Origin of the sequence: Pseudoclavibacter sp. JSM 162008, assembly GCF_041366455.1 — a bacterium.
Classification (GTDB): domain Bacteria; phylum Actinomycetota; class Actinomycetes; order Actinomycetales; family Microbacteriaceae; genus Pseudoclavibacter.
On the sequence record NZ_JBEWYX010000016.1, the window covers coordinates 77,285 to 96,230 of the forward strand.

Consider the following 18,946-nt stretch of genomic DNA (forward strand, 5'->3'; position numbering starts at 1 on the left):
GTTGGCGAATGGACCCGCGTCAGGCACGAACCCGCTCGGCCCTCCGCGCGGCGATCTACGAGCTCGCGGCCGCCCAGCCCATCGCCGACGTGAGCGTCGCCCAGGTCGCCAGGGCCGCCGGCATCACCCGCGACACGTTCTACCGTCACGCGACCACCCCGGAGCACCTCCTCGCGGACTTCCTCGGGGAAGAGATCGACGCCCTCATGGCCCCGATCGCGAACCTGCCAGCCACGAGCAGCACCGAGCTGAGCGTCTTCGACGAGCCCGAACGCGAGCTCCTCCGGCACGTCGCCCGCCACGCGCAGATCTACCTCAATGCCATGGCGCCTCGCCTCACGGGGCCCGTGCGCGACACCCTCGTCGACCGAGTCGAGGCGGGCCTCCTCACCCACCTCGAGCGGCACCCCGAGATCGCTCCGCCAGCACAGCCCGGCATCGGCGACGAACGGCACCGCCGCATCCTCGTCGCCTACGCCGGCAGCGGCACCGTCAGCGCCATCGAGGAGTGGCTGCGCTCGGGCGAGCTCGGCGACGTGAACGGGGACGTGGACGCTGCAGCGCGCACCATCATCGCCGCGTCACCCGACTGGTGGCTCGGACGCTCACGTTCGTAGGCGACATCGCCGCACACGCGCAGTTGTTTCGCGATGGTGGCAGCAGGCTGGGAGTTGCGTGACCATGACCCGGTCGCGGCTCCCCCGACAGCGACTGGCGGATAGCGTCGCTCTGATGACCCCCACCCCGAACGGCGACGCCCAGCCAGCACCGCAGTCAGCGACGACACCGCAGCCGACACCGAAGCAGCAGCCGACGCTCACCACCTACCGAGTGCTGGTCATCGGGGGTGGCAACGCTGGCCTGTCCGTCGCGGGCCGACTCCGGCGGGCCGGCGTCGACGACATCACCGTCGTCGAGCCGCGCGAGAACCACGTCTACCAGCCGCTCCTCTCGCACGTCGCCGGCGGCACCGCGAAGGCGAGCCAGGCCGCGCGACCGCAGGCCGACGTGATGCCGGACGGCGTGACGCTCATCCGCGACGCCGTCGCCTCGGTCGACCCGGAGACGTCGTCGCTCGTCCTCGCATCCGGTCGAAGCATCGGCTACGAGCACCTCGTCGTCTGCCCCGGCGTCGTGCAGGACTGGGATGCGATCCCCGGCCTCGAGGCCGCGCTCGGCACCCCGAACGTCGCGTCCAGCTATGAGATCAGCCTCGCCCACAAGACCTCCCGGATGCTGCGCGAGCTGCGGCAGGGAACGGCCGTGTTCGTTCAGGCGCCGGAGCCCGCGTCGTTCGGCGGCGCGATCCAGAAGCCCATGTACCTCGCCTGCGACTACTGGCGATCCCGGGACGTGCTCGACCGCATCCGGGTCGTGCTCGTGCTGCCGGATGCGACGCCGCTCGGCGTGCCCGCGATCGACCGCGAGCTCGAGCGCAAGATCACCGAATACGGCATCGAGGTGCGCCGCGAGGCACAGCTCACCGAGGCGCTCGGCGACGCGAAGACCGCGGTCATCGAGACCGCTGGGGAACACCGCGAGCGCATCCCCTACGACGCCCTCATCGTCGAGCCGCCGCAGCGGGCTCCCGAATGGATCGCCGAGGCCGGGCTCGCAGGCGTTGAGCTCGCCTACCCGACCCCCGAGATGAGGAGCGAGCGCGGATTCGTGGACGTCGACACGCACACGATGCGGCACCACCGGTTCCCGAACGTGTGGTCGCTCGGCGATGCCGCCGTGTCGCGCAGCCAGCGCTCCGGGGGTGCACTGAGGAAGCAGACGAAGGCGCTCGCCGAGAACCTCGTGAGCGTGCTCCGCGACCAGGCCCCGGAGAGCGACTACGACGGCTACACGGTCGCCCCGTTCACAGTGTCGCGCTCGAGCGTCGTCTTCGGGGAGTTCGACGACACCCTCAAGCAACGGCCGAGCATCCCGTTCTGGAAGGGCCTCGCCCGCGAGCGCCGCCTCACGTGGGTGTTCGACCGCCACGTGCTGCCCTGGGTCTACTGGAACCTCATCCTGAAGGGGCGGGCGTGAGGCCACACGCTTCAGGGCTGCGTGACCCGTAGCGAGGCCGACGCGGGCGTGCGGGCCGTGAAGTCCCGATTCGATAGCTAGATGCGGGGCTCCCAGTCGACCCAGTCGTAGCCGACGTCGTCGCACGCGTCATCCGCATCGTCGAGCGCGTCATCCACCGTGCCGGAGTCTGGGTCGGCGGCGTGCGTCCGCGCAGCATCCCAGATGAGCCAGTCGTCGCGGTCTGAGGCTCGCCCCGTGAACGTGAAAACGAGATCGCTGATCGCCTTCTTGACCTCCGGGTCGGCCTTCTCCGCGTCACGTGCAGCGAGCAGCTGGTCGACGGCCGCCGTGAACTGCGCCTGCTTGTCCGCATCGCCGTCGTAGCTCGCGCCATCGGCCGAGAGGGAGAACATCGCATCCGTGGCCGCGTTCGCATCCTGGCACACGAGTGCGTCGCCCTCGAGGGCGTCGGCGACGGGGAACGTCGTGGGGGCTGGCGTCGCGGGCGCCGCTACCGCCGACGAGGATGCGCCCGTTGAGGACGCGGCCGTCGAGGGCGCGCTGGGCGAACCGGAGCCTTCGGCGCCGATGCGTTCCGCGAGCGTGCATCCGCTCAGCAGCAGCGCAACAGCAAGCGCGCCGACAGCGCCGACAGCAGGTGATGATCTACGCACAGTCACGAACTCCCCCGGAGTGATCTCGAATACCGACTCCAACCATACGAGGCGCACTCTGAGAGACCCAGGATCGGCGTCCAGCCTGTGGAGAGATCCACCCTGTGGAGAGAGCGGAACCGCGGAAGGGTCAGCGCCCCTGGAAGTGCAGCGTTGCGGAATGAACAGGTGTGCCAGGATCACCCCATGAAGCCCTTGCTCATCGCAGCAGCAGTCACCCTCGGAGTCGCGCTCGCAGCCCTCGCGCTCGCAGCAGGCCTCCGCCCCGATGACCCCGCGGCGGCCGAGTTCCTCGTGGGCCTCGGATACCTCGGCCTGATGCTCGCGCCCGTCAGCGCCCTCGCGGTGCTAATCCTCGGCAGCATCGCACTCGTGCGCACCGCGCGCCGCGACGCGGCGGCGAACTCCGAAGCGCTCCGGACCACCGGGCGCGGCTAACTCGCTGGGCCGAGGCAGCAGGCAAGAGACATCAGACTGGGCCCATCAGGCAGACGCAGCAGGCAACAAAAAAGGCCCGCTTTCGCGAGCCTTTCCTGCATCTGTCTCAACACAGAGCTGCGTACCTGAACTGTGAAGCTCTTGTACTGTGCGCCCGAAGGGATTCGAACCCCTAACCTTCTGATCCGTAGTCAGATGCTCTATCCGTTGAGCTACGGGCGCCCGGTCTCTCGCTTGCGCGATTGACCAGGGGATAGCTTACACACGACCTGACCGGTCCGCAAACCCGGCGGGTCGCGGGCCGTTCGGGCGAGGCGACGAACGATGCGCGCGCGCCCATGCAGGCGCACAACGCCGACCGGGAGACCCCGGAGTACCCTCGAACGAGTGACACCCGACCGCACCAACACTCCGAAGCCCCCGTCCACAGGCAACCCCTGGCTCGGTCACCTCGGCGGGTCACGCGACTACCGGCGCATCCAGCTCGCGATGCTCTGCGCCGGGTTCGCGACGTTCGCGCAGCTCTACGCCCCGCAGGCGCTGCTGCCGGAGATCTCGACGACCTTCGCCATCGACCCCGCGACCGCCGCCCTCATGGTCTCCATGGGCACCCTGGGCGTCGCCATCTCAGTACTGCCGTGGTCGATCGCCGCAGACCGGATGGGGCGCGTGCGCGCCATCACGATCTCCATCTCGAGCGCCACCATCCTCGGCCTGCTCATGATCCTCATGCCCAGCTTCGAGCTGGCCCTCGCGCTTCGCCTCCTCGAAGGCCTCGCACTCGGCGGCGTGCCCGCCTGCGCCATCGCCTACCTCAACGAAGAGCTGCACCCCACCGCGGCGGCCGGCGCCGCCGGCACGTTCGTCGCCGGCAACACCCTCGGCGGGCTCGGTGGGCGAATCGTGCCGACCCCCGTCGCCGAGCTCCTCGACTGGCGACTCGGCCTGCTCACGGTGTCGCTCATCTCCGTCGCCATGGCCGTGCTCTTCATCTGGCTCATCCCCAAGCCCCGCGGCTTCGCACCACTCGCGAAGAACGCGGGCGGCACCCTCGGCGCGAGCATCGGCCGCGCCTGGAAGGCCATCACCGCCCACCTCTCCAGCACCAGGATGCTCGGGCTCTTCGCGCAGGGATTCTTCCTCATGGGCGGGTTCGTCGCCGTCTACAACTTCCTCGGCTTCCACCTCACCCAAGCCCCCTACTTCCTGCCCGTCTGGCTCGTGTCGCTCGTCTTCGTGACCTACCTCGCCGGCTCCTTATCGTCGCCCTTCATCGCCCGCCTCGCCGGCCGCCACGGACGCAAGCTCGTGCTGCTCGCATCCACCGCCATCTCCCTCGGCGGGCTCGCCCTCACCCTCTCGCCGCAGCTCTGGCTCGTCATCACGGGACTCGCGATCTTCACCGCCGCCTTCTTCGGCGCCCACTCCGTCGCCGTCGGCTGGGCTGGCGCCTACCCGAGCAGAGGCCGCGCCCAGGCGACAGCCCTCTACAACCTCGGCTACTACGGCGGCTCCAGCATCTTCGGGTTCCTCGGCGGCGTCTTCTTCCAGCACTTCGACTGGCCAGGGGTCATCTGGATGGTCGGCGCGCTGACCATCATCGCCGGGCTGCTCGCACTCTTCCTCGTGCCGTGGAAGGGTGAGACCGCGGCAACCCAGGCCATTCGCGTTCCCTGACGCACCGGACCCACCCCGCACGACCCGCGGCGTCGTCGCACGCCCGCAACCGCAACTTCACGTAATCGTCACAGCGAACCCCGCGCCGAGCCTGCGAAGGTATGCGCCGGGGTGCGACCCTTGAGGGACGGGTTGCGTGCCCACCTCGCACGCCCGCACCCCCAGAAGGCAAGGCGCCCCAGACCCCGCCGCCCGCAGCTCATCACCCTCACCCCCGCAGCTCAACCCGCGCCGACACACAGAAGGAGGGCACATGACCACGACGCCCGCCTCCACCAGCACTCCGACGTTCGACGGCGCCGGCCAGCTCGCCGCCGTCGCCCGCTCGGTGCGGATGCAGGAGCTCGACGGCCACGACGGCTTCGTCATCACCCTCACGCAGACGTTCGCGGCGAAGCGCAGCTCGCTGTGGTCGGCCGCAACCGAGATCTCCCGTCTCGCACAGTGGTTCGCCCCCGTCGACGGGAGCCTCCGCCAGGGTGGCACCTACCAGATTCAGGACAATGCCCACGGGCACATCACGGGATGCCACGCCCCCGACTCGTATACTGCCACGTGGGAGTACGACGGCGAGCACTCCCATATCGAGGTTCACTTCACGAAGGTCGACGAGACCCACGCGACCCTCTCACTCGAGCACCACTCGCCGACCGACGAGGAGACGTGGCCGAAGTTCGGGGTCGGCGCGACGGGCGTCGGCTGGGACCTCAGCTTCGCGAGCCTCGCCCACCACCTCGCGACGGGTGCGAGCGTGCCCCTCGAGACCACCGCCTGGGTGCAGACGGACGACGCGAGCACGTTCCTCGTGCTGAGCGCAGAAGCCTGGGCGGATGCATCCATCGCCGCGGGCTCAGACGAGGCGGACGCCCGCGCCGCACAGAAGCGCACCACGGACGCCTACCTCGACGGCCTCAACAGCTGAGAGCAGGCTCCGTCACTAGGCACAGTCCTCGCCCCCATCGTCAGCCCAGGGCGGACTCCGGGTCTCTCCCGGCGCGTTTTGACGACCACAACACCGCCCTCGGCGAGACCGCAGGGGCTCGCGGCCCCTCAGCGCGGGTCTCAGTCGGCCAGCCCGCTTCAGTCCAGCCTGCGCGGACCGGATCCGTCGCCCGCGAGGGCATCGTCGGGGTTGAGGAGCCCGCACGCCTTCATCGAGAGGCAACCGCAGCCGATGCACCCCATGAGCTCCTCCTCGAGGCGCTCGATGCCGCGCCGCCGCTCCTCGAGCGTGCGCTTCCACCGCCCGGAGGCCCGCTGCCAGTCCTCCTGGCTCGGGGTCGCGTCACGCGGCAGGTCCGCGAACGCATCCTGCACGTCCGAGAGCGGGATGCCGAGGCGCTTCGCGACCGAGATGAGCGAGACGCGGCGGATCATGTGCCGCGCGTACCGGCGCTGGTTGCCAGCAGTGCGCACGGCCGCGATGAGCTCGAGCTCTTCGTAGAAGCGCAGGGCGGATGCGGCGACCCCGGTTCGGCGCACCATCTCGCTCACCGTGAGCAGCTCGTCGGAGGGCAGGGGCGACCCCTGTGTGTCCTTGCGTGTCTCGCTCACAGTGAAATCCCACCGCTCGAATTGACTTCAACCATACTTGAGGTTCTAGCCTCGAAGACAGAACGCACACGCAACTCCGATCCCCGTCCTTCAGCGAAGGCAGAGAGCCGATTCGATGACAGATTCCGCCCCCGAGGCAGCAGCTCAAGCGGCATCGGCCCAAGCAGCACTGGCCGACGAATTCAAGACGGCCTTCCGGGAGCATCCCGCCGCCGTGGCGATCATCGCCGGGCAGACCGCCACCGGCCCGGTCGGACTCACCGCGTCGAGCGTCAGCTCCGTCGCCGTCGACCCGGCCACCCTCTCGTTCTCGGTGACCCGCGCAACGGGCAGCGCAGGAGGCCTCCTCGAGGCGGGCGACATCACGGTGAACCTCCTCAGCCTCGACCAGGAGACGCTCGCCCTCGACTTCGCCCGAAGCGGTGCCCCGCGCTTCACGCCGGAGCAGGGGTGGGAGCACTTCCCCACCGGCGAGCCGTACCTCCCCCAGGCGCGGGAGACGCTTCGGTGCCGCATCGCCAGCACCGTCAAGGTCGGCGGCTCCACGATCGTGCTCGCCGAGGTACTCGAAGTGCTTCACGGCAGCAGCACCCCGCCGCTCATGTACCAGAACCGTCGCTTCGGTCGCCTCGACGCGTCGTCCTTCGACCAATAGCGCTCGCGCGAACAGCCACCACGAACCACTCCACGAAAACCGACAGAAAGAAGGTCACACCATGACCGCATACACCCTTCCCGACCTCGCCTACGACTACTCCGCGCTCGCCCCGAGCATCAGCGGCGAGATCATGGAGCTGCACCACTCCAAGCACCACGCCACCTACGTCAAGGGCGCGAACACGGCCCTCGAGCAGCTCGCCGAAGCCCGTGAGAGCGGCAACCTCGCCAACGTGAACAAGCTCGAGAAGGACCTCGCGTTCAACCTCGGCGGCCACGTCAACCACTCCATCTTCTGGACGAACCTCTCCCCGAACGGCGGCGGTGAGGCGACCGGCTCGCTCGCCACCGCGATCGACGCGCAGTTCGGCTCGTTCGACAAGTTCGTCGCGCAGTTCACGGCCGTCGCGCTCGGCGTGCAGGGCTCCGGCTGGGCAGTGCTCGCCTACGACGTGCTCGGCGAGCAGCTCGCGATCTTCCAGCTCTTCGACCAGCAGGGCAACGTGCCGTTCGGCCTCGTCCCGCTGCTCATGCTCGACGTGTGGGAGCACGCGTACTACCTCGACTACCGCAACGTGCGCGCCGACTACATCAAGGCGTTCTGGAACATCGCCGACTGGAACAACGTGCAGCAGCGCTACGACGCCGCGACCACGAAGACGAACGGCCTCATCACGCTGTAGTTCCTTCTCGCACGAACCGCGAGCGTTGAGGCGCGGCGGGGACGTGGATGCACGCATCCGCTTCCCTGCCGCGCCTCAGTAGTCTCGGTGGCATGATCGGGCAGTTCTTCGCAGGCGTCGGCGCGCTCTTCCAGGGCTTCGGGTACTGGAAGCGGAAGCCGCACATGATGCTGCTGGGGCTCGTCCCGGCGTTCATCGTCTTCGTGCTGGTCGGCGCAGCCCTCGTGACGCTGTTCTTCTTCGTCGACGACATCGTCGAATGGGCGACGCCGTGGGCCGCGCAGTGGGACGAGGTCTGGCGCAACACCCTCCGCATCGCCTTCATGACCCTCATCATCGCCGGTGGCGTCTTCCTGTCGGTGACGACCTTCACGGCCATCACCCTGACCGTCGGCGACCCGTTCTACGAGCGCATCTGGCTGAGCGTCGAACGCGACCTCGGCGACGAGAACCCCGGGGAGGGCCTCGGCTTCTGGGCCGCCGCGAAAGGCAGCCTCTGGCTCGTCGGCATGGGCATCCTCTCCGCCATCGTCGTCGCCGTCATCGGCGTGATCCCGCTCGTCGGCTCGGTCACCGCAGCGATCGTCGGCGTCGCCCTCAACGGCACCGTGCTCTCCCGGGAACTCACCGGCAGGGCACTGGATGCGCGCCGCCTGCTCGGCGATCAGCGCGCGTCCGTCATCCGCGGCAACCGGGCACAGCTGCTCGGCTTCGGCGTCGCGACGCAGCTCTGCTTCATGGTTCCAGGCGGCGCGGTCTTCACGATGCCAGCCGCCGTCGCAGGCTCCACGGTGCTCGCGCGGCGCCTCCTCGACGAGCGCGGCCTCACTGGTGTCGGCAGCCGCGAGGGCACGCCGGAGGTCGCCGGACCCGTGTAGCTCTCGAACCGCGCTTGCCGAATCGGCGAGGATGCGGTTAGAGTTCGAGGCGACTGCGGGCCTGTTACTCAGCGAGGCAAGAACCCACGTCACAGCTCCCGAGTGGAGCTGACGCAACGCACTGCGAGCATTGCTGCTCCGTAGGGCGTCGACCTCGCTATCTGTTCTTGCACCGTCATGTCGTCAGGCTCTCCGCTTGGGAACGTCCCCATCCCAAGCATCAATGGAGAATGCCATGGCTGAAGCAGTCCGCAACTATCCCAGGCTCGCAGGCGAGATCGTCGATCTCGTCGGCGGCGAGAAGAACATCCAGTCGGCGTCGCACTGCGCGACCCGGCTCCGACTCGTCCTGAACGACACCCCCGCCGGTGCCAAGGACAAGGTGGCCGCGCTGCCCGGCGTCATCACCGTCGTCGAGGCGGGCGGCCAGTTCCAGGTTGTCATCGGCTCGCACGTCGGCGAGGTGCACGAGGCGCTCATGTCGAACGCCAACATCTCGAACAACGTGCCGGAGACGACGGCCCACAAGCCGTCCATCCTGAACCGCGTCATCGCGACCATGTCGGCCGTCTTCGCACCCTTCGTGTACATCCTCGCCTCTGCAGGCCTCCTGCAGGGCTCGCTCATCATCACGCGCATGATCTGGCCGGCGTTCGAAGGCACCGGCACCGACCTCGTGCTCACGTTCATCTCCTGGACGCCATTCGCGTTCCTGCCGATCTTCATCGCCATCACCGCGTCGAAGCACTTCAAGGTCAACACCTACATCGCCGTGCTCTGCGCCGCCGCCATCATGAACCCCGACTGGGCCGCCCTCGCGGGCCGCATCGAGGGTGGCGAGACCATCGACTTCCTCGGCATCGCCCTCAACTCGACGACCTACTCGTCATCCGTGCTGCCCCCGCTGATCCTCGTCTGGGTGCTCTCCTACCTCGAGCGCTTCCTCAACAGATACCTTCGCGGCGTCGCGCAGGCCCTCCTCGTGCCGCTCATCTCGGCCGTCGTCATGGTTCCGCTTGTGCTGCTCGTCATCGGCCCGCTCTCCGCAGCAGGCGCATCCGGCGTCGCCAACGGCTACAACTGGCTCGTCGAGATCGCGCCGGCCGTCGCAGCAGGCCTCATCGGCGCCTTCTGGCAGGTCGCCGTCATCTTCGGCGTGCACTGGGGCGTCACGCCGTTCGTGCTCGACAACTTCGACCGCTTCGGCCAGGACTCGTTCCAGGCGTTCCAGACCGCGGCCGTCATCGCCCAGGTCGGTGCCGCGTTCGGCGTGTTCCTCAAGACCCGCAACAAGGAGATGCGCGGCGTCTCCGGCTCCGCGGCCGTCACCGGCATCTTCGGCATCACCGAGCCAGCCATCTACGGCGTCACGCTCCGACTCAAGCGCCCGTTCCTCCTCGCCTGCATCGCCGGCGCGGTCGGAGCGATCACGATCTCCTTCTTCGGCTCGCGCTACTACGCGTACGCCGGCCTGCCGGGCATGCTGACCATCGTCAACTCGGTCAGCCCCGACAACCCCAACTCCATCATCGGCATGGTCGTCGGATGCGCCGTCGCCTTCTTCGGAGCCGCCGCCCTCGTGTACTTCATCGGCTTCAAGGACGTCGTCGCCGAGAACCTCCCCACGAGCGACCTCGACCAGGCTCGCCCCACCGACCCGGAGCAGAACGCGCGCTTCGAGGCAGCCCTCACCGCCTCGAACAGCACCGGCGTCGTGGCCAGCCCGCTCGAGGGCCAGGTGCTGACCCTCGCCGAGGTGCCAGACGAGGTCTTCTCGGCAGGCGTCATGGGCTCGGGCGCGGCCATCGACCCCGCAGGCCACCAGGTCTTCGCCCCCTTCGACGGCACGGTCGTCTCCGTCTTCCCGTCGAAGCACGCCATCGGCCTCATCTCCGACGAGGGCGTCGAGGTGCTCATCCACGTCGGCATCGACACCGTCCAGCTGAACGGCCAGCACTTCACGGCGCACGTCACTGAGGGGGCTGACGTCAAGCAGGGCACGCTCCTCCTCGAGTTCGACGCCGTCGCCATCAAGGCCGAGGGCTACTCCCTCATCACCCCCGTCCTCATCACCAACTCCGGCAGCTACAGCGAGGTCGTCGCGACCGGAGCGGGAGCAGTCGCAGCAGGCGACCAGCTCGCCGTCGCCGTCGCGACCGCATCCGCCACCGCGCCCGCCGGCAACTGACCAGAACTCCCGACGAGATCACAGACGAGAAAGGCACTCATCACCATGAGCAGACTCCCAAGCGACTTCCTCTGGGGCGGCGCCGTCGCAGCACACCAGCTCGAGGGCGGGTGGGATGCGGACGGCAAGGGACCGAGCGTCGTCGACGTCCTCACCGCGGGTGAGCACGGCGTGCCCCGCCGCATCACCGACTCCGTCGAGGCCGGTGAGTTCTACCCGAACCACGAGGCCATCGACCACTACCACCGGTACCGCGAGGACATCGCACTGCTGGCCGAGATGGGCCTCAAGTGCTTCCGCACGTCCATCCAGTGGACCCGCATCTTCCCGAAGGGCGACGAGCTCGAGCCGAACGAGGCCGGCCTGAAGTTCTACGACGACCTCTTCGACGAGCTGCTGAAGCACGGCATCGAGCCAGTCGTCACGCTCTCGCACTTCGAGGTGCCCCTGCACCTCGCCCGCGAGTACGGCGGCTTCCGCAACCGTGCCCTCGTCGGCTTCTTCGAGCGCTTCGCGAAGGTGTGCTTCGAGCGGTACGCGACGAAGGTCAAATTCTGGATGACGTTCAACGAGATCAACAACCAGCTCGACACCCGCAACGAGCTGTTCCTCTGGACCAACTCGGGAGTGCTCCTCACGCCGGAGGACAACCCGCGCGAGGTCGTGCTGCAGGTCGCGCACAACGAGCTCCTCGCATCCGCTCTCGCGGTGAAGGCCGGCCACGACGTCGACCCGAACCTGCAGATCGGCGGCATGATCTCGCACGTCCCGATCTACCCGTACTCCTGCAACCCGGCCGACGTGCTCGAGGCGCAGATCTCGAGCCGCGACCGCTTCCTGTTCCCCGACGTGCACGTGCGCGGCCACTACCCGGCCTACGCGGTGCGGGAGCGCGAGCGCGAAGGCTACGACATCGGCTGGCAGGACGGCGACGCCGAGATCCTCGCGGCGGGCACCGTCGACTACCTCGGCTTCAGCTACTACATGTCGACCGTCGCAAAGGCCGACGTGCAGAACGACGAGAAGATCTTCAACGGCGGCCTCGCCAACTCCGTGCCGAACCCGTACGTGAAGGCCAGCGACTGGGGATGGCAGATCGACCCCGTCGGCCTGCGCTACGCCCTCAACGTGCTCACCGAGCGCTACGAGCTGCCCCTCTTCATCGTCGAGAACGGCTTCGGGGCGATCGATGTCGTGAACGAGGACGGCTCGATCGACGACGACGCGCGCATCGAGTACCTGACGGCGCACATCGAGCAGGTCGAGCTCGCCGTCTCCGAAGACGGCGTCGACCTCATGGGATACACGCCGTGGGGCATCATCGACGTCGTCTCGTTCACGACCGGCGAGATGAAGAAGCGTTACGGCATGATCTACGTCGACCGCGACAACGCCGGCAACGGCACCATGGAGCGCTCGAAGAAGAAGTCGTTCGACTGGTACGCGGGCGTCATCAGCGCCAACGGCACCGGAATCTAGTGTCCTTCCCGGGGCCCCGCACGTCGGGGTCCCCGGGAATCCACTCGGGCTGCGTCCAAGCGGACGTAGTCTTCATCTGTGCGTGCGGCGGCTGAATACAGACGCTGCACGCCGAACCCGAGAACGTGAGGAGGGGAGACCCGATGACGAAGACGCAGACGGGAACCCTGCTGAGGGTGTTGAACAACAACGCCGTCATGGTCGACGCCGCCGGTGACCGCGTCATCCTGCTCGGCCGCGGCATCGGCTTCGGGAAGCGCCTCGGCGACACCGTCGAGCTGGCCTCCGCGACCGAATCGTTCGCCCCCTCCACCGCGCTCGAGCTGCGGCAGCTCGCCGACTTCGCCCGCGAGATCCCGCTCGAGGTCTTCCGCGTGGCGCGCCGGGCCGTCGACCACGCCGAGACGGCAGGTGACGTGCGGCCGAGCCAGGCGCTCCTGCTCTCCGTCGCCGACCACCTGCACTTCGCGGTCGTCCGAGCCCAGACAGGCCTGCGCGTCGACTTCCCCCTCAAATGGGAGATTGCGCAGCTCTACCCACGCGAGACGCAGCTCGGGCAGGCGACCGTCCGGTTCGCGAACGAGGAGCTCGGTGCCGACTCCGCCATCGACGCCGACGAGGCCACCGCCTTCGCCATGCACTTCGTCAACGCGCAGTTCGCGAAGTCCGACACCTCGCAGACCGTCGCCATGACGAAGACCCTGCAGAGCGTCGTCGACGTGGTCACCGAAACCTTGGGGGCGGATGCGACCGCCGACCCCACGAACGTCGCCCGCTTCGTCACCCACCTGCGCTACCTGTACGCGCGCATGACGACCCGCACACAGCTCGACAGCGCTCCCCCGCAGCTGTTCACGGCCATCCGCGACTCGTATCCCGAGATCGTCGCCACGAGCGACCGTGTGCGGGACATCATCGAAGCGCAGGGCGGGAAGCTCAGCGAGGCCGAGGTCTGCTACCTCGAGATCCACCTCGCGCGCCTCTCGACGAGCGGCCGGGAGCCGCAGGCGGTGCCCGCCGAGTCAGCTGCGGCTGCGGACGAGCCGTCCGCGTAGGACGCTGCCCTCCGCGTCCCGGCCCCCACTCTCGCCCGCGAAGTCGCCCTCGAACTGGCCCGCGAACTCACCCCGACCCCGGCCCCCGGTTTCGGGATGGAAAAGTCGCTGTCTTGGCGAAAGCTTTCCCGAACGGAGCGAGTTTCCCATCCCGAAGCGGAGGGCAGCTGGCTCGGACGGAACCACTCCGGGGCGTCTCGTGCTGGGAAGTGACCTCGAGAGAGAAGTCGTCTCGGGAAAGAAATTCACCTCGGGATGGGAACCTCGCTGTTTTCGGGGAAACTCTCCTCAACGAAGTGACTTTGCCATCCCGAGACGGCAGGCGCCCGAGACGGCAGGCGCGCGACGATCAGCGCTGTTTCGCGACGGCTCGGCCGAGGCGGACGGCGGCCTCCTGGAGTCGCTCGACGGACGTGTCGCCGTAGGAGAGCCGGAGGCGTCGATCCGAATCCGTGCCAGGCCCTGAGGGGAAGAACGAGCCGCGCTGGTAGCTGATACCTTCGGCCGTCGCGTCGTCCGCGAGTCTGTCGGCGTCTATCGAGTCGTCCGCGATGCGCGGCCAGAGGAACAGGCCGCCCTCCGGTGCGTCGATCTCGAAGACCCCGGGGGCCTCGGCCTCGAGGGCAGCCAAGAGCGCATCCGCTCGGTGTTGCCTCTGAGGCAGCACGCGGTCGTCGCAGCCTCGCGTGACGCCATCCCCGGCGGTCGGGTCGAAGAGCGTGTTGAGCCCGGCTGTCCAACAGCAGTGCGATATCGGGCGAAACGCGCCCCGCGGCGCCTGGAGACCCGAATATTGCACTGATGTTGGTCAGTGACCCTCGGCAATCCCCTGTCCGGGTGTGTCCGATCGCGTGCACCGAAACGAAAGGCGGGCCGCGCGAGGTGCGCGGCCCGCCTCTGCGAGCGCCGATCCCCCGAGCAACGGACTACCGGGGCTGGCCGCTACGCCTGCAGGCTGCCACCGTTCGTGCGGATGACCTCGGCGTACCAGTCGAACGACTTCTTCTTGTAGCGCTCGAGCGTGCCCGAGCCGTCGTCATTGCGGTCGACGTAGATGAACCCGTACCGCTTGCTCAGCTGCGCCGTGCTCGCCGAGACGAGGTCAATGCAGCCCCACGTCGTGTAGCCGAGCAGCTCGACGCCGTCGGCGATGGCCTCGCCGGCCTGCACGAGGTGGTCGTTGAGGTACGCGATGCGGTAGTCGTCCTCGACGGTCTTGACCCCGCCGACCTCGACGAGCTGGTCCTTCGCCCCGAGCCCGTTCTCGACGATGAACAGCGGCTTCTGCCACCGCTCCCAGAACTGGTTCATGACGATGCGCAGGCCGACCGGGTCGATCGCCCAGCCCCATTCGCTCTTCTCGAGCGTCGGGTTCGGCACTCCACCCATGATGTTGCCTTCGCCGGCGCCAGCCGCGGGGTCCGCCGTCTCAGCGATGCTCATGTAGTAGCTGAACGAGATGAAGTCGACCGTGTTCCTCAGGATCTCGCGGTCCTCATCCGTGATGTTGAGGTTGATCCCCTTCTCCTTGAAGAGGCGAAGCGCGAAGCCCGGGTACTCACCGCGCACGTGCACGTCGCCGAACATCAGGTTCGAGTGGTCCACGTCCATGACCACGAGCGCATCGGCCGGGCTCGGCGTGAGCGGGTAGACGGGCATGGCGATGAGCATGCAGCCGACCTGCGCGTTCGGGGCGATCTCGTGCGCCATCTTAGTCGCGAGCGCCGACGCGACGAGCTCGTGGTGGATCGCCTGGTAGAGGTCCTGCTCGCTGAGCTGCTCCTTCGGGGTGAGGATGCCACCGCTCAGGAGCGGGGCGTGCAGCACCGAGTTGATCTCGTTGAACGTGAGCCAGTACTTCACGCGCGAGCCGTAGCGCGTGAACAGCACCCGCGCGTAGCGCTCGTAGAAGCCGATGAGCTCGCGGCTCACCCAGCCGTCGTACTGCTGCGCGAGGTGCAGCGGCGTCTCGTAGTGGGAGATGGTGACGAGCGGCTCGATGCCGTGCTTTTCGAGCTCGTCGAGCACGCGGTCGTAGAACGCGAGGCCCTCCTCGTTCGGCTCGAGCTCATCGCCCTTCGGGAAGATGCGGCTCCACGCGATCGAGAAGCGGAACGTCTTGAATCCCATCTCCGCGAAGAGCGCGATGTCTTCCGCGTAGCGGTTGTAGAAGTCGATGCCGACGTGCTTGAGGTTGTCGTCCGTCGGCCCCTCGGTGGGAGGCGACATGATGCCCTTCGGCATGACGTCCTGGATGGAGAGGCCCTTGCCCCCGTCGAGGTAGCCACCCTCGAGCTGGTTGGCTGCGGTCGCGCCGCCCCAGAGGAATCCGTCTGGGAAGTTGGTTGTCGTCATACGCGTGTCTCCTTCGTTCTGCGATGCGTTCGTGCGTGAGTTCGTGAGCATGTGGATGTGGGGCTGGAGGCGTGGCTGCGCCTACTTGGCGAGCGCGACGGCCTCGACCGACTTCGCGAGGTACAGCGCCTCTCCGTGCGAGATGGGGCCGGTGACCTGGCTCGTGATCTCCGGATACAGTTCGGCGTTCGTGATGATGACGGGCGTGGTCACGTCGTAGCCGGCCGCCTTGATGGCGTCGACGTCGAACTCGATGAGCAGTTCGCCGGCCTTCACGGCCTGGCCGGATTCGACCTTCATGGAGAAGTGCTGGCCGCCGAGCTTCACCGTGTCGACGCCGATGTGGATGAGCGCCTCGGCTCCGTCCGCGTGGCGCAGGCCGATGGCGTGTCCCGTCGGGAAGGCGGCGGCGACGACACCGTCGAACGGCGCGTAGACGGCGCCGGAGCTGGGCCGGACGGCAGCGCCCTTGCCGAGCACTCCACCCGCGAACACGGGGTCCGCGACCTCGGACAGTGCGACGGCGGTGCCGTCGAGGGGGCTGCGGACCTCGAGGTCGTTGTTCGCGGCTGCTGCCGCTGCCGGGGCATCCTCATCCACCGGGTCCTTGAAGCCGAGGATGACGGTGAGCAGGAAGGACACCACGATCGCGGCGATCAGTCCGAGACCGAGGAACAGCATGTTGCCGTTGCCGAAGAGCGCCGGGAGCGCCAGGCCGGAGGGGACGACGAACGCCGTGGAGAAGACGCCGCCGATCGCGATGATCGCACCGCCGAGTGCACCGCCGATGATGCCGAAGATGAAGGGGCGCTTGAGGGGGAGGTTGATGCCGTAGATCGCGGGCTCCGTGATGCCGGCGAGGAAACCGGACAGCGTGGCGGGCGCCGCGAGCGACTTGAGCTTCTTGTCGCGGGTCCGCACCCACACGCCGGCGACTGCCGCGGACTGCGCGAGGACGGCGGCGAACACGGGGCCGATGAGCAGGATCTGACCGGTTGCCTGGAACTCGAGCGTGAACAGCGGCACGAAGCCCCAGTGGAGGCCGAAGATGACGAACACCTGCCACAGACCACCCATGATCGCGCCGCCGAGCCATGGCACGTTCGCGAAGATCCAGCCGATGCCCTCGCCGAGCCATCCGCTGAGGAGCGCGGAGATCGGGCCGACGACCACGAAGACGAGTGGGACCGCGATCAGGACGACGATCATGGGCGTCAGGAAGCGGCGGACCGAGGAGTGCAGCTTGGCGTAGAGGAACTTCTCCGCGTAGCTCTGCAGCCACACGATGAGGATGATCGGGATGACGCTGGAGACGTAGCTGACCATCGTGAACGGGACGCCGAAGAACGTCAGCCCCTCGGCTCCGACCAGCGGGGTGATCGTCGGGTAGACGAGCGCTCCGGCGATCGCGAAGGAGGTCCATTCGGAGGCCTTGAAGTAGCGCGCCGCCGTGATGGCAAGGGCCATCGGCAGGAAGTTGATGAACGCGTCGGACAGCGCGTTGAGGACCAGATAGGTCGACGTGTCGGTCGCGATCCAGCCGAAGGTCGCCGCGGCCGAGAGGAACGCCTTCAGCAGGCCGGTGCCAGCCAGGGCCCACAGCAGGGGTGTGAAGAGGGCCGCGATCATCGAGATGAAGCGGTTGAAGAGGTTCTTCTTGGGCTCGTCGGGGTCAACTGCGGTGGTCTGCGTGCCCGCGACGAGGCCCGAGATCTTGCCGAGCTCCGCGTAGACCTCTGGCACCTCGTTGCCGATGACAACCTGGTACTGGCCGCCGGCCTCGGCCGTCGTGATGACGCCGGGGATGGCCTTGACCGCCGCCTTGTCGATCTTCGCGTCATCTCTGATCGCGAAGCGCAGGCGGGTCATGCAGTGCACAACCGACTTGACGTTCTCTTCGCCGCCGACGCCCTTGAGCACATCCGCTGCAACTCTTGAGTGATCCATGGGACCGCTCTCCTTCTCCCGCCTACGGCGGCAACTCAGTCTGGAGTCCCTGGTCTGTCGCCCGCGCCAAGCGTCTCGAGGGAGATTTTGGGCAACAAAAAAACCTGAACTCGAACACCGCCATTTCGGCGATATGAGTTCAGGTTTTGCCCGCGTGACCGGTAACAATCCAAGGATTCCGCAGGACTTCATTGCCCTGCGGCAGTCACTCTAGCATCGGCTCGACGTCCGTGCCATAGGCAATGTGCTGAGCGAGGCGCTCGATGTGCACGGTGACGTAGAGCAGCTCCTCGTCGGTCAGCTCGACGCCCGTCGCTTCCCGCACGTAGCTCTTCACCTGCTCGGCGATCGCGAACGAGCGCGGGTAGGTGCGTTTCGTGAAGTCGAAGAACGAGGAGTCCGTGGAGCGGAGCATGCTGCGCGACACGAGCCGCTGCAGGAGGAACTGGATGTGGAGGATGAAGCGCGCGTAGTCGTGGCTGTCCACGTCGAGGTCGACCCCGAGGCCGGCCTCCACGGTGACGACGACGTGCTGCACGCGCCGGAAGAGGAGCGCGGAGGTGCCGTCCGGTTCGTCGCGTGTGGAGTTCAGCACGTGCATGGTCAGGAAGACGGCTTCTTCCGGCGGGAGCTCACGTCCGAGTGCCGCGGAGATCGACGCTGCCATCTGCTTGGAGGCGGCGAATTCTTGGGGGTGCAGCACCCGAAGCTCCGGCATGGAGGTCGCGGGGATGCGGATGCCCTTGTCGAGGCGTTCGAGGACGTATTGGATGTGGTCGATGATCGCGAGGGGCAGGCGCTTGCCGAGGTCACGGCCGAGGGCGCGCTCGGCTTCGTCGACGGCACCCATGACGGCTTCGACGACCGCGTAGGGCACGGCGCTCAGCAGCTGCAGCGCTTGGTCGCCCTCGCTGCCCGTTGCGAGCACGAAGGTCTTCTCGACGCGGGATGGGTCGATGAGGTCGCCCGGCTTGAGTTGGAAGCCGAGCCCTCGCCCCATCAGCACGCGCTCGTGCCCGGATCCGTCGATCTGGATCACAACGTTGTTGTTGATGACCTTCGAGATGCCGGGGCCCGGGGAGTTGCTGGCGTCAGGGGAGTTCCTCCTGCGGGATTCACCCATGTGCGGCATTGTATTGCTCCTGGCTCGGAGGAATCGTCGTGCGTGTTCTGCAGCCGTGTTTCCGGGCAACAAAAAAGCCGGGGTTGGTTGGCGAGGAGCATCTCTGCTCACTCACCAACCAACCCCGGCTCATGAAGAAGTCCGGCGGTGACCTACTCTCCCACAGGGTCCCCCCTGCAGTACCATCGGCGCTGAGAGTCTTAGCTTCCGGGTTCGGAA

The 18,946-nt window shown here is 67.6% G+C and carries 17 protein-coding genes, 1 tRNA gene and 1 rRNA gene; 11 read left to right on the forward strand and 8 right to left on the reverse strand.

What is annotated here, in order from left to right; all coding sequences use genetic code 11:
- Window positions 1-8 precede the first annotated feature (8 nt).
- The gene (locus ABVF28_RS13445; RefSeq protein ID WP_371030858.1) at window positions 9-617 is read left to right on the forward strand and encodes a TetR/AcrR family transcriptional regulator; all 609 of its coding nucleotides are present in this window, start codon (window positions 9-11) and stop codon (window positions 615-617) included.
- Between the two features lie 115 nt (window positions 618-732).
- Complete coding sequence (locus ABVF28_RS13450) at window positions 733-2,037, forward strand: NAD(P)/FAD-dependent oxidoreductase (RefSeq protein WP_371030859.1); 1,305 nt, start codon at window positions 733-735, stop codon at window positions 2,035-2,037.
- A gap of 77 nt (window positions 2,038-2,114) precedes the next feature.
- Here ABVF28_RS13450 and ABVF28_RS13455 read toward each other — a convergent pair whose 3' ends face one another.
- Window positions 2,115-2,693 carry a hypothetical protein gene (locus ABVF28_RS13455; protein WP_371030860.1) on the reverse strand — a complete coding sequence of 193 codons (579 nt, stop codon included), beginning with the start codon at window positions 2,691-2,693 and terminating at the stop codon, window positions 2,115-2,117.
- Window positions 2,694-2,879: 186 nt separating this feature from the next.
- Here ABVF28_RS13455 and ABVF28_RS13460 point away from each other — a divergent pair, with 186 nt between their 5' ends.
- Complete coding sequence (locus ABVF28_RS13460) at window positions 2,880-3,131, forward strand: hypothetical protein (RefSeq protein WP_179557636.1); 252 nt, start codon at window positions 2,880-2,882, stop codon at window positions 3,129-3,131.
- A 149-nt stretch (window positions 3,132-3,280) separates the two neighbouring features.
- Here the strand turns inward: ABVF28_RS13460 and ABVF28_RS13465 are convergent.
- A tRNA-Arg gene (locus ABVF28_RS13465) sits at window positions 3,281-3,353 on the reverse strand.
- Window positions 3,354-3,518: 165 nt separating this feature from the next.
- On the opposite strand from ABVF28_RS13465, the gene ABVF28_RS13470 reads away from it, so the two are divergent.
- On the forward strand, window positions 3,519-4,808 hold the full coding sequence (locus tag ABVF28_RS13470) for an MFS transporter (protein ID WP_371030861.1): 1,290 nt from the start codon (window positions 3,519-3,521) through the stop codon (window positions 4,806-4,808).
- Window positions 4,809-5,061: 253 nt separating this feature from the next.
- On the forward strand, window positions 5,062-5,730 hold the full coding sequence (locus ABVF28_RS13475) for an SRPBCC domain-containing protein (RefSeq protein ID WP_371030862.1): 669 nt from the start codon (window positions 5,062-5,064) through the stop codon (window positions 5,728-5,730).
- A gap of 158 nt (window positions 5,731-5,888) precedes the next feature.
- Here ABVF28_RS13475 and soxR read toward each other — a convergent pair whose 3' ends face one another.
- Window positions 5,889-6,362, reverse strand: coding sequence for a redox-sensitive transcriptional activator SoxR (gene soxR / locus ABVF28_RS13480; RefSeq protein ID WP_307852804.1), 474 nt, complete (start codon window positions 6,360-6,362; stop codon window positions 5,889-5,891).
- A gap of 115 nt (window positions 6,363-6,477) precedes the next feature.
- Between soxR and ABVF28_RS13485 the strand changes: the two genes are divergently transcribed.
- From ABVF28_RS13485 to ABVF28_RS13510, 6 genes are all read left to right on the forward strand, one after another.
- Window positions 6,478-7,017 (forward strand): flavin reductase family protein, encoded by a 540-nt coding sequence (locus ABVF28_RS13485; RefSeq protein WP_371030863.1) that lies wholly within the window; start codon window positions 6,478-6,480, stop codon window positions 7,015-7,017.
- Between the two features lie 61 nt (window positions 7,018-7,078).
- A complete protein-coding gene (locus ABVF28_RS13490; RefSeq protein ID WP_104310709.1) occupies window positions 7,079-7,702 on the forward strand; it encodes a superoxide dismutase in 624 nt (207 codons plus the stop codon).
- 92 nt (window positions 7,703-7,794) lie between these two features.
- The gene (locus ABVF28_RS13495) at window positions 7,795-8,580 is read left to right on the forward strand and encodes an EI24 domain-containing protein (RefSeq protein ID WP_371030864.1); all 786 of its coding nucleotides are present in this window, start codon (window positions 7,795-7,797) and stop codon (window positions 8,578-8,580) included.
- Window positions 8,581-8,815: 235 nt separating this feature from the next.
- Window positions 8,816-10,768 (forward strand): beta-glucoside-specific PTS transporter subunit IIABC, encoded by a 1,953-nt coding sequence (locus ABVF28_RS13500; protein WP_371030865.1) that lies wholly within the window; start codon window positions 8,816-8,818, stop codon window positions 10,766-10,768.
- A gap of 45 nt (window positions 10,769-10,813) precedes the next feature.
- Window positions 10,814-12,247, forward strand: coding sequence for a 6-phospho-beta-glucosidase (locus tag ABVF28_RS13505; protein WP_371030866.1), 1,434 nt, complete (start codon window positions 10,814-10,816; stop codon window positions 12,245-12,247).
- Between the two features lie 143 nt (window positions 12,248-12,390).
- Window positions 12,391-13,302 (forward strand): PRD domain-containing protein, encoded by a 912-nt coding sequence (locus tag ABVF28_RS13510; protein ID WP_371030867.1) that lies wholly within the window; start codon window positions 12,391-12,393, stop codon window positions 13,300-13,302.
- Between the two features lie 349 nt (window positions 13,303-13,651).
- On the opposite strand, the gene ABVF28_RS13515 is transcribed toward ABVF28_RS13510, so the two are convergent.
- The 5 genes from ABVF28_RS13515 to rrf form a co-directional block, all read right to left on the reverse strand.
- A complete protein-coding gene (locus ABVF28_RS13515) occupies window positions 13,652-13,933 on the reverse strand; it encodes a hypothetical protein (protein ID WP_371030868.1) in 282 nt (93 codons plus the stop codon).
- Between the two features lie 311 nt (window positions 13,934-14,244).
- Window positions 14,245-15,657: a glycoside hydrolase family 1 protein gene (locus ABVF28_RS13520; RefSeq protein WP_371030869.1), complete on the reverse strand. Its 1,413-nt coding sequence runs from the start codon at window positions 15,655-15,657 to the stop codon at window positions 14,245-14,247.
- Window positions 15,658-15,738: 81 nt separating this feature from the next.
- A complete protein-coding gene (locus ABVF28_RS13525; protein WP_371030870.1) occupies window positions 15,739-17,604 on the reverse strand; it encodes a beta-glucoside-specific PTS transporter subunit IIABC in 1,866 nt (621 codons plus the stop codon).
- A gap of 205 nt (window positions 17,605-17,809) precedes the next feature.
- Complete coding sequence (locus ABVF28_RS13530; RefSeq protein WP_371030871.1) at window positions 17,810-18,727, reverse strand: PRD domain-containing protein; 918 nt, start codon at window positions 18,725-18,727, stop codon at window positions 17,810-17,812.
- 139 nt (window positions 18,728-18,866) lie between these two features.
- A 5S ribosomal RNA gene (rrf, locus tag ABVF28_RS13535) occupies window positions 18,867-18,946 on the reverse strand; the annotation flags it as partial.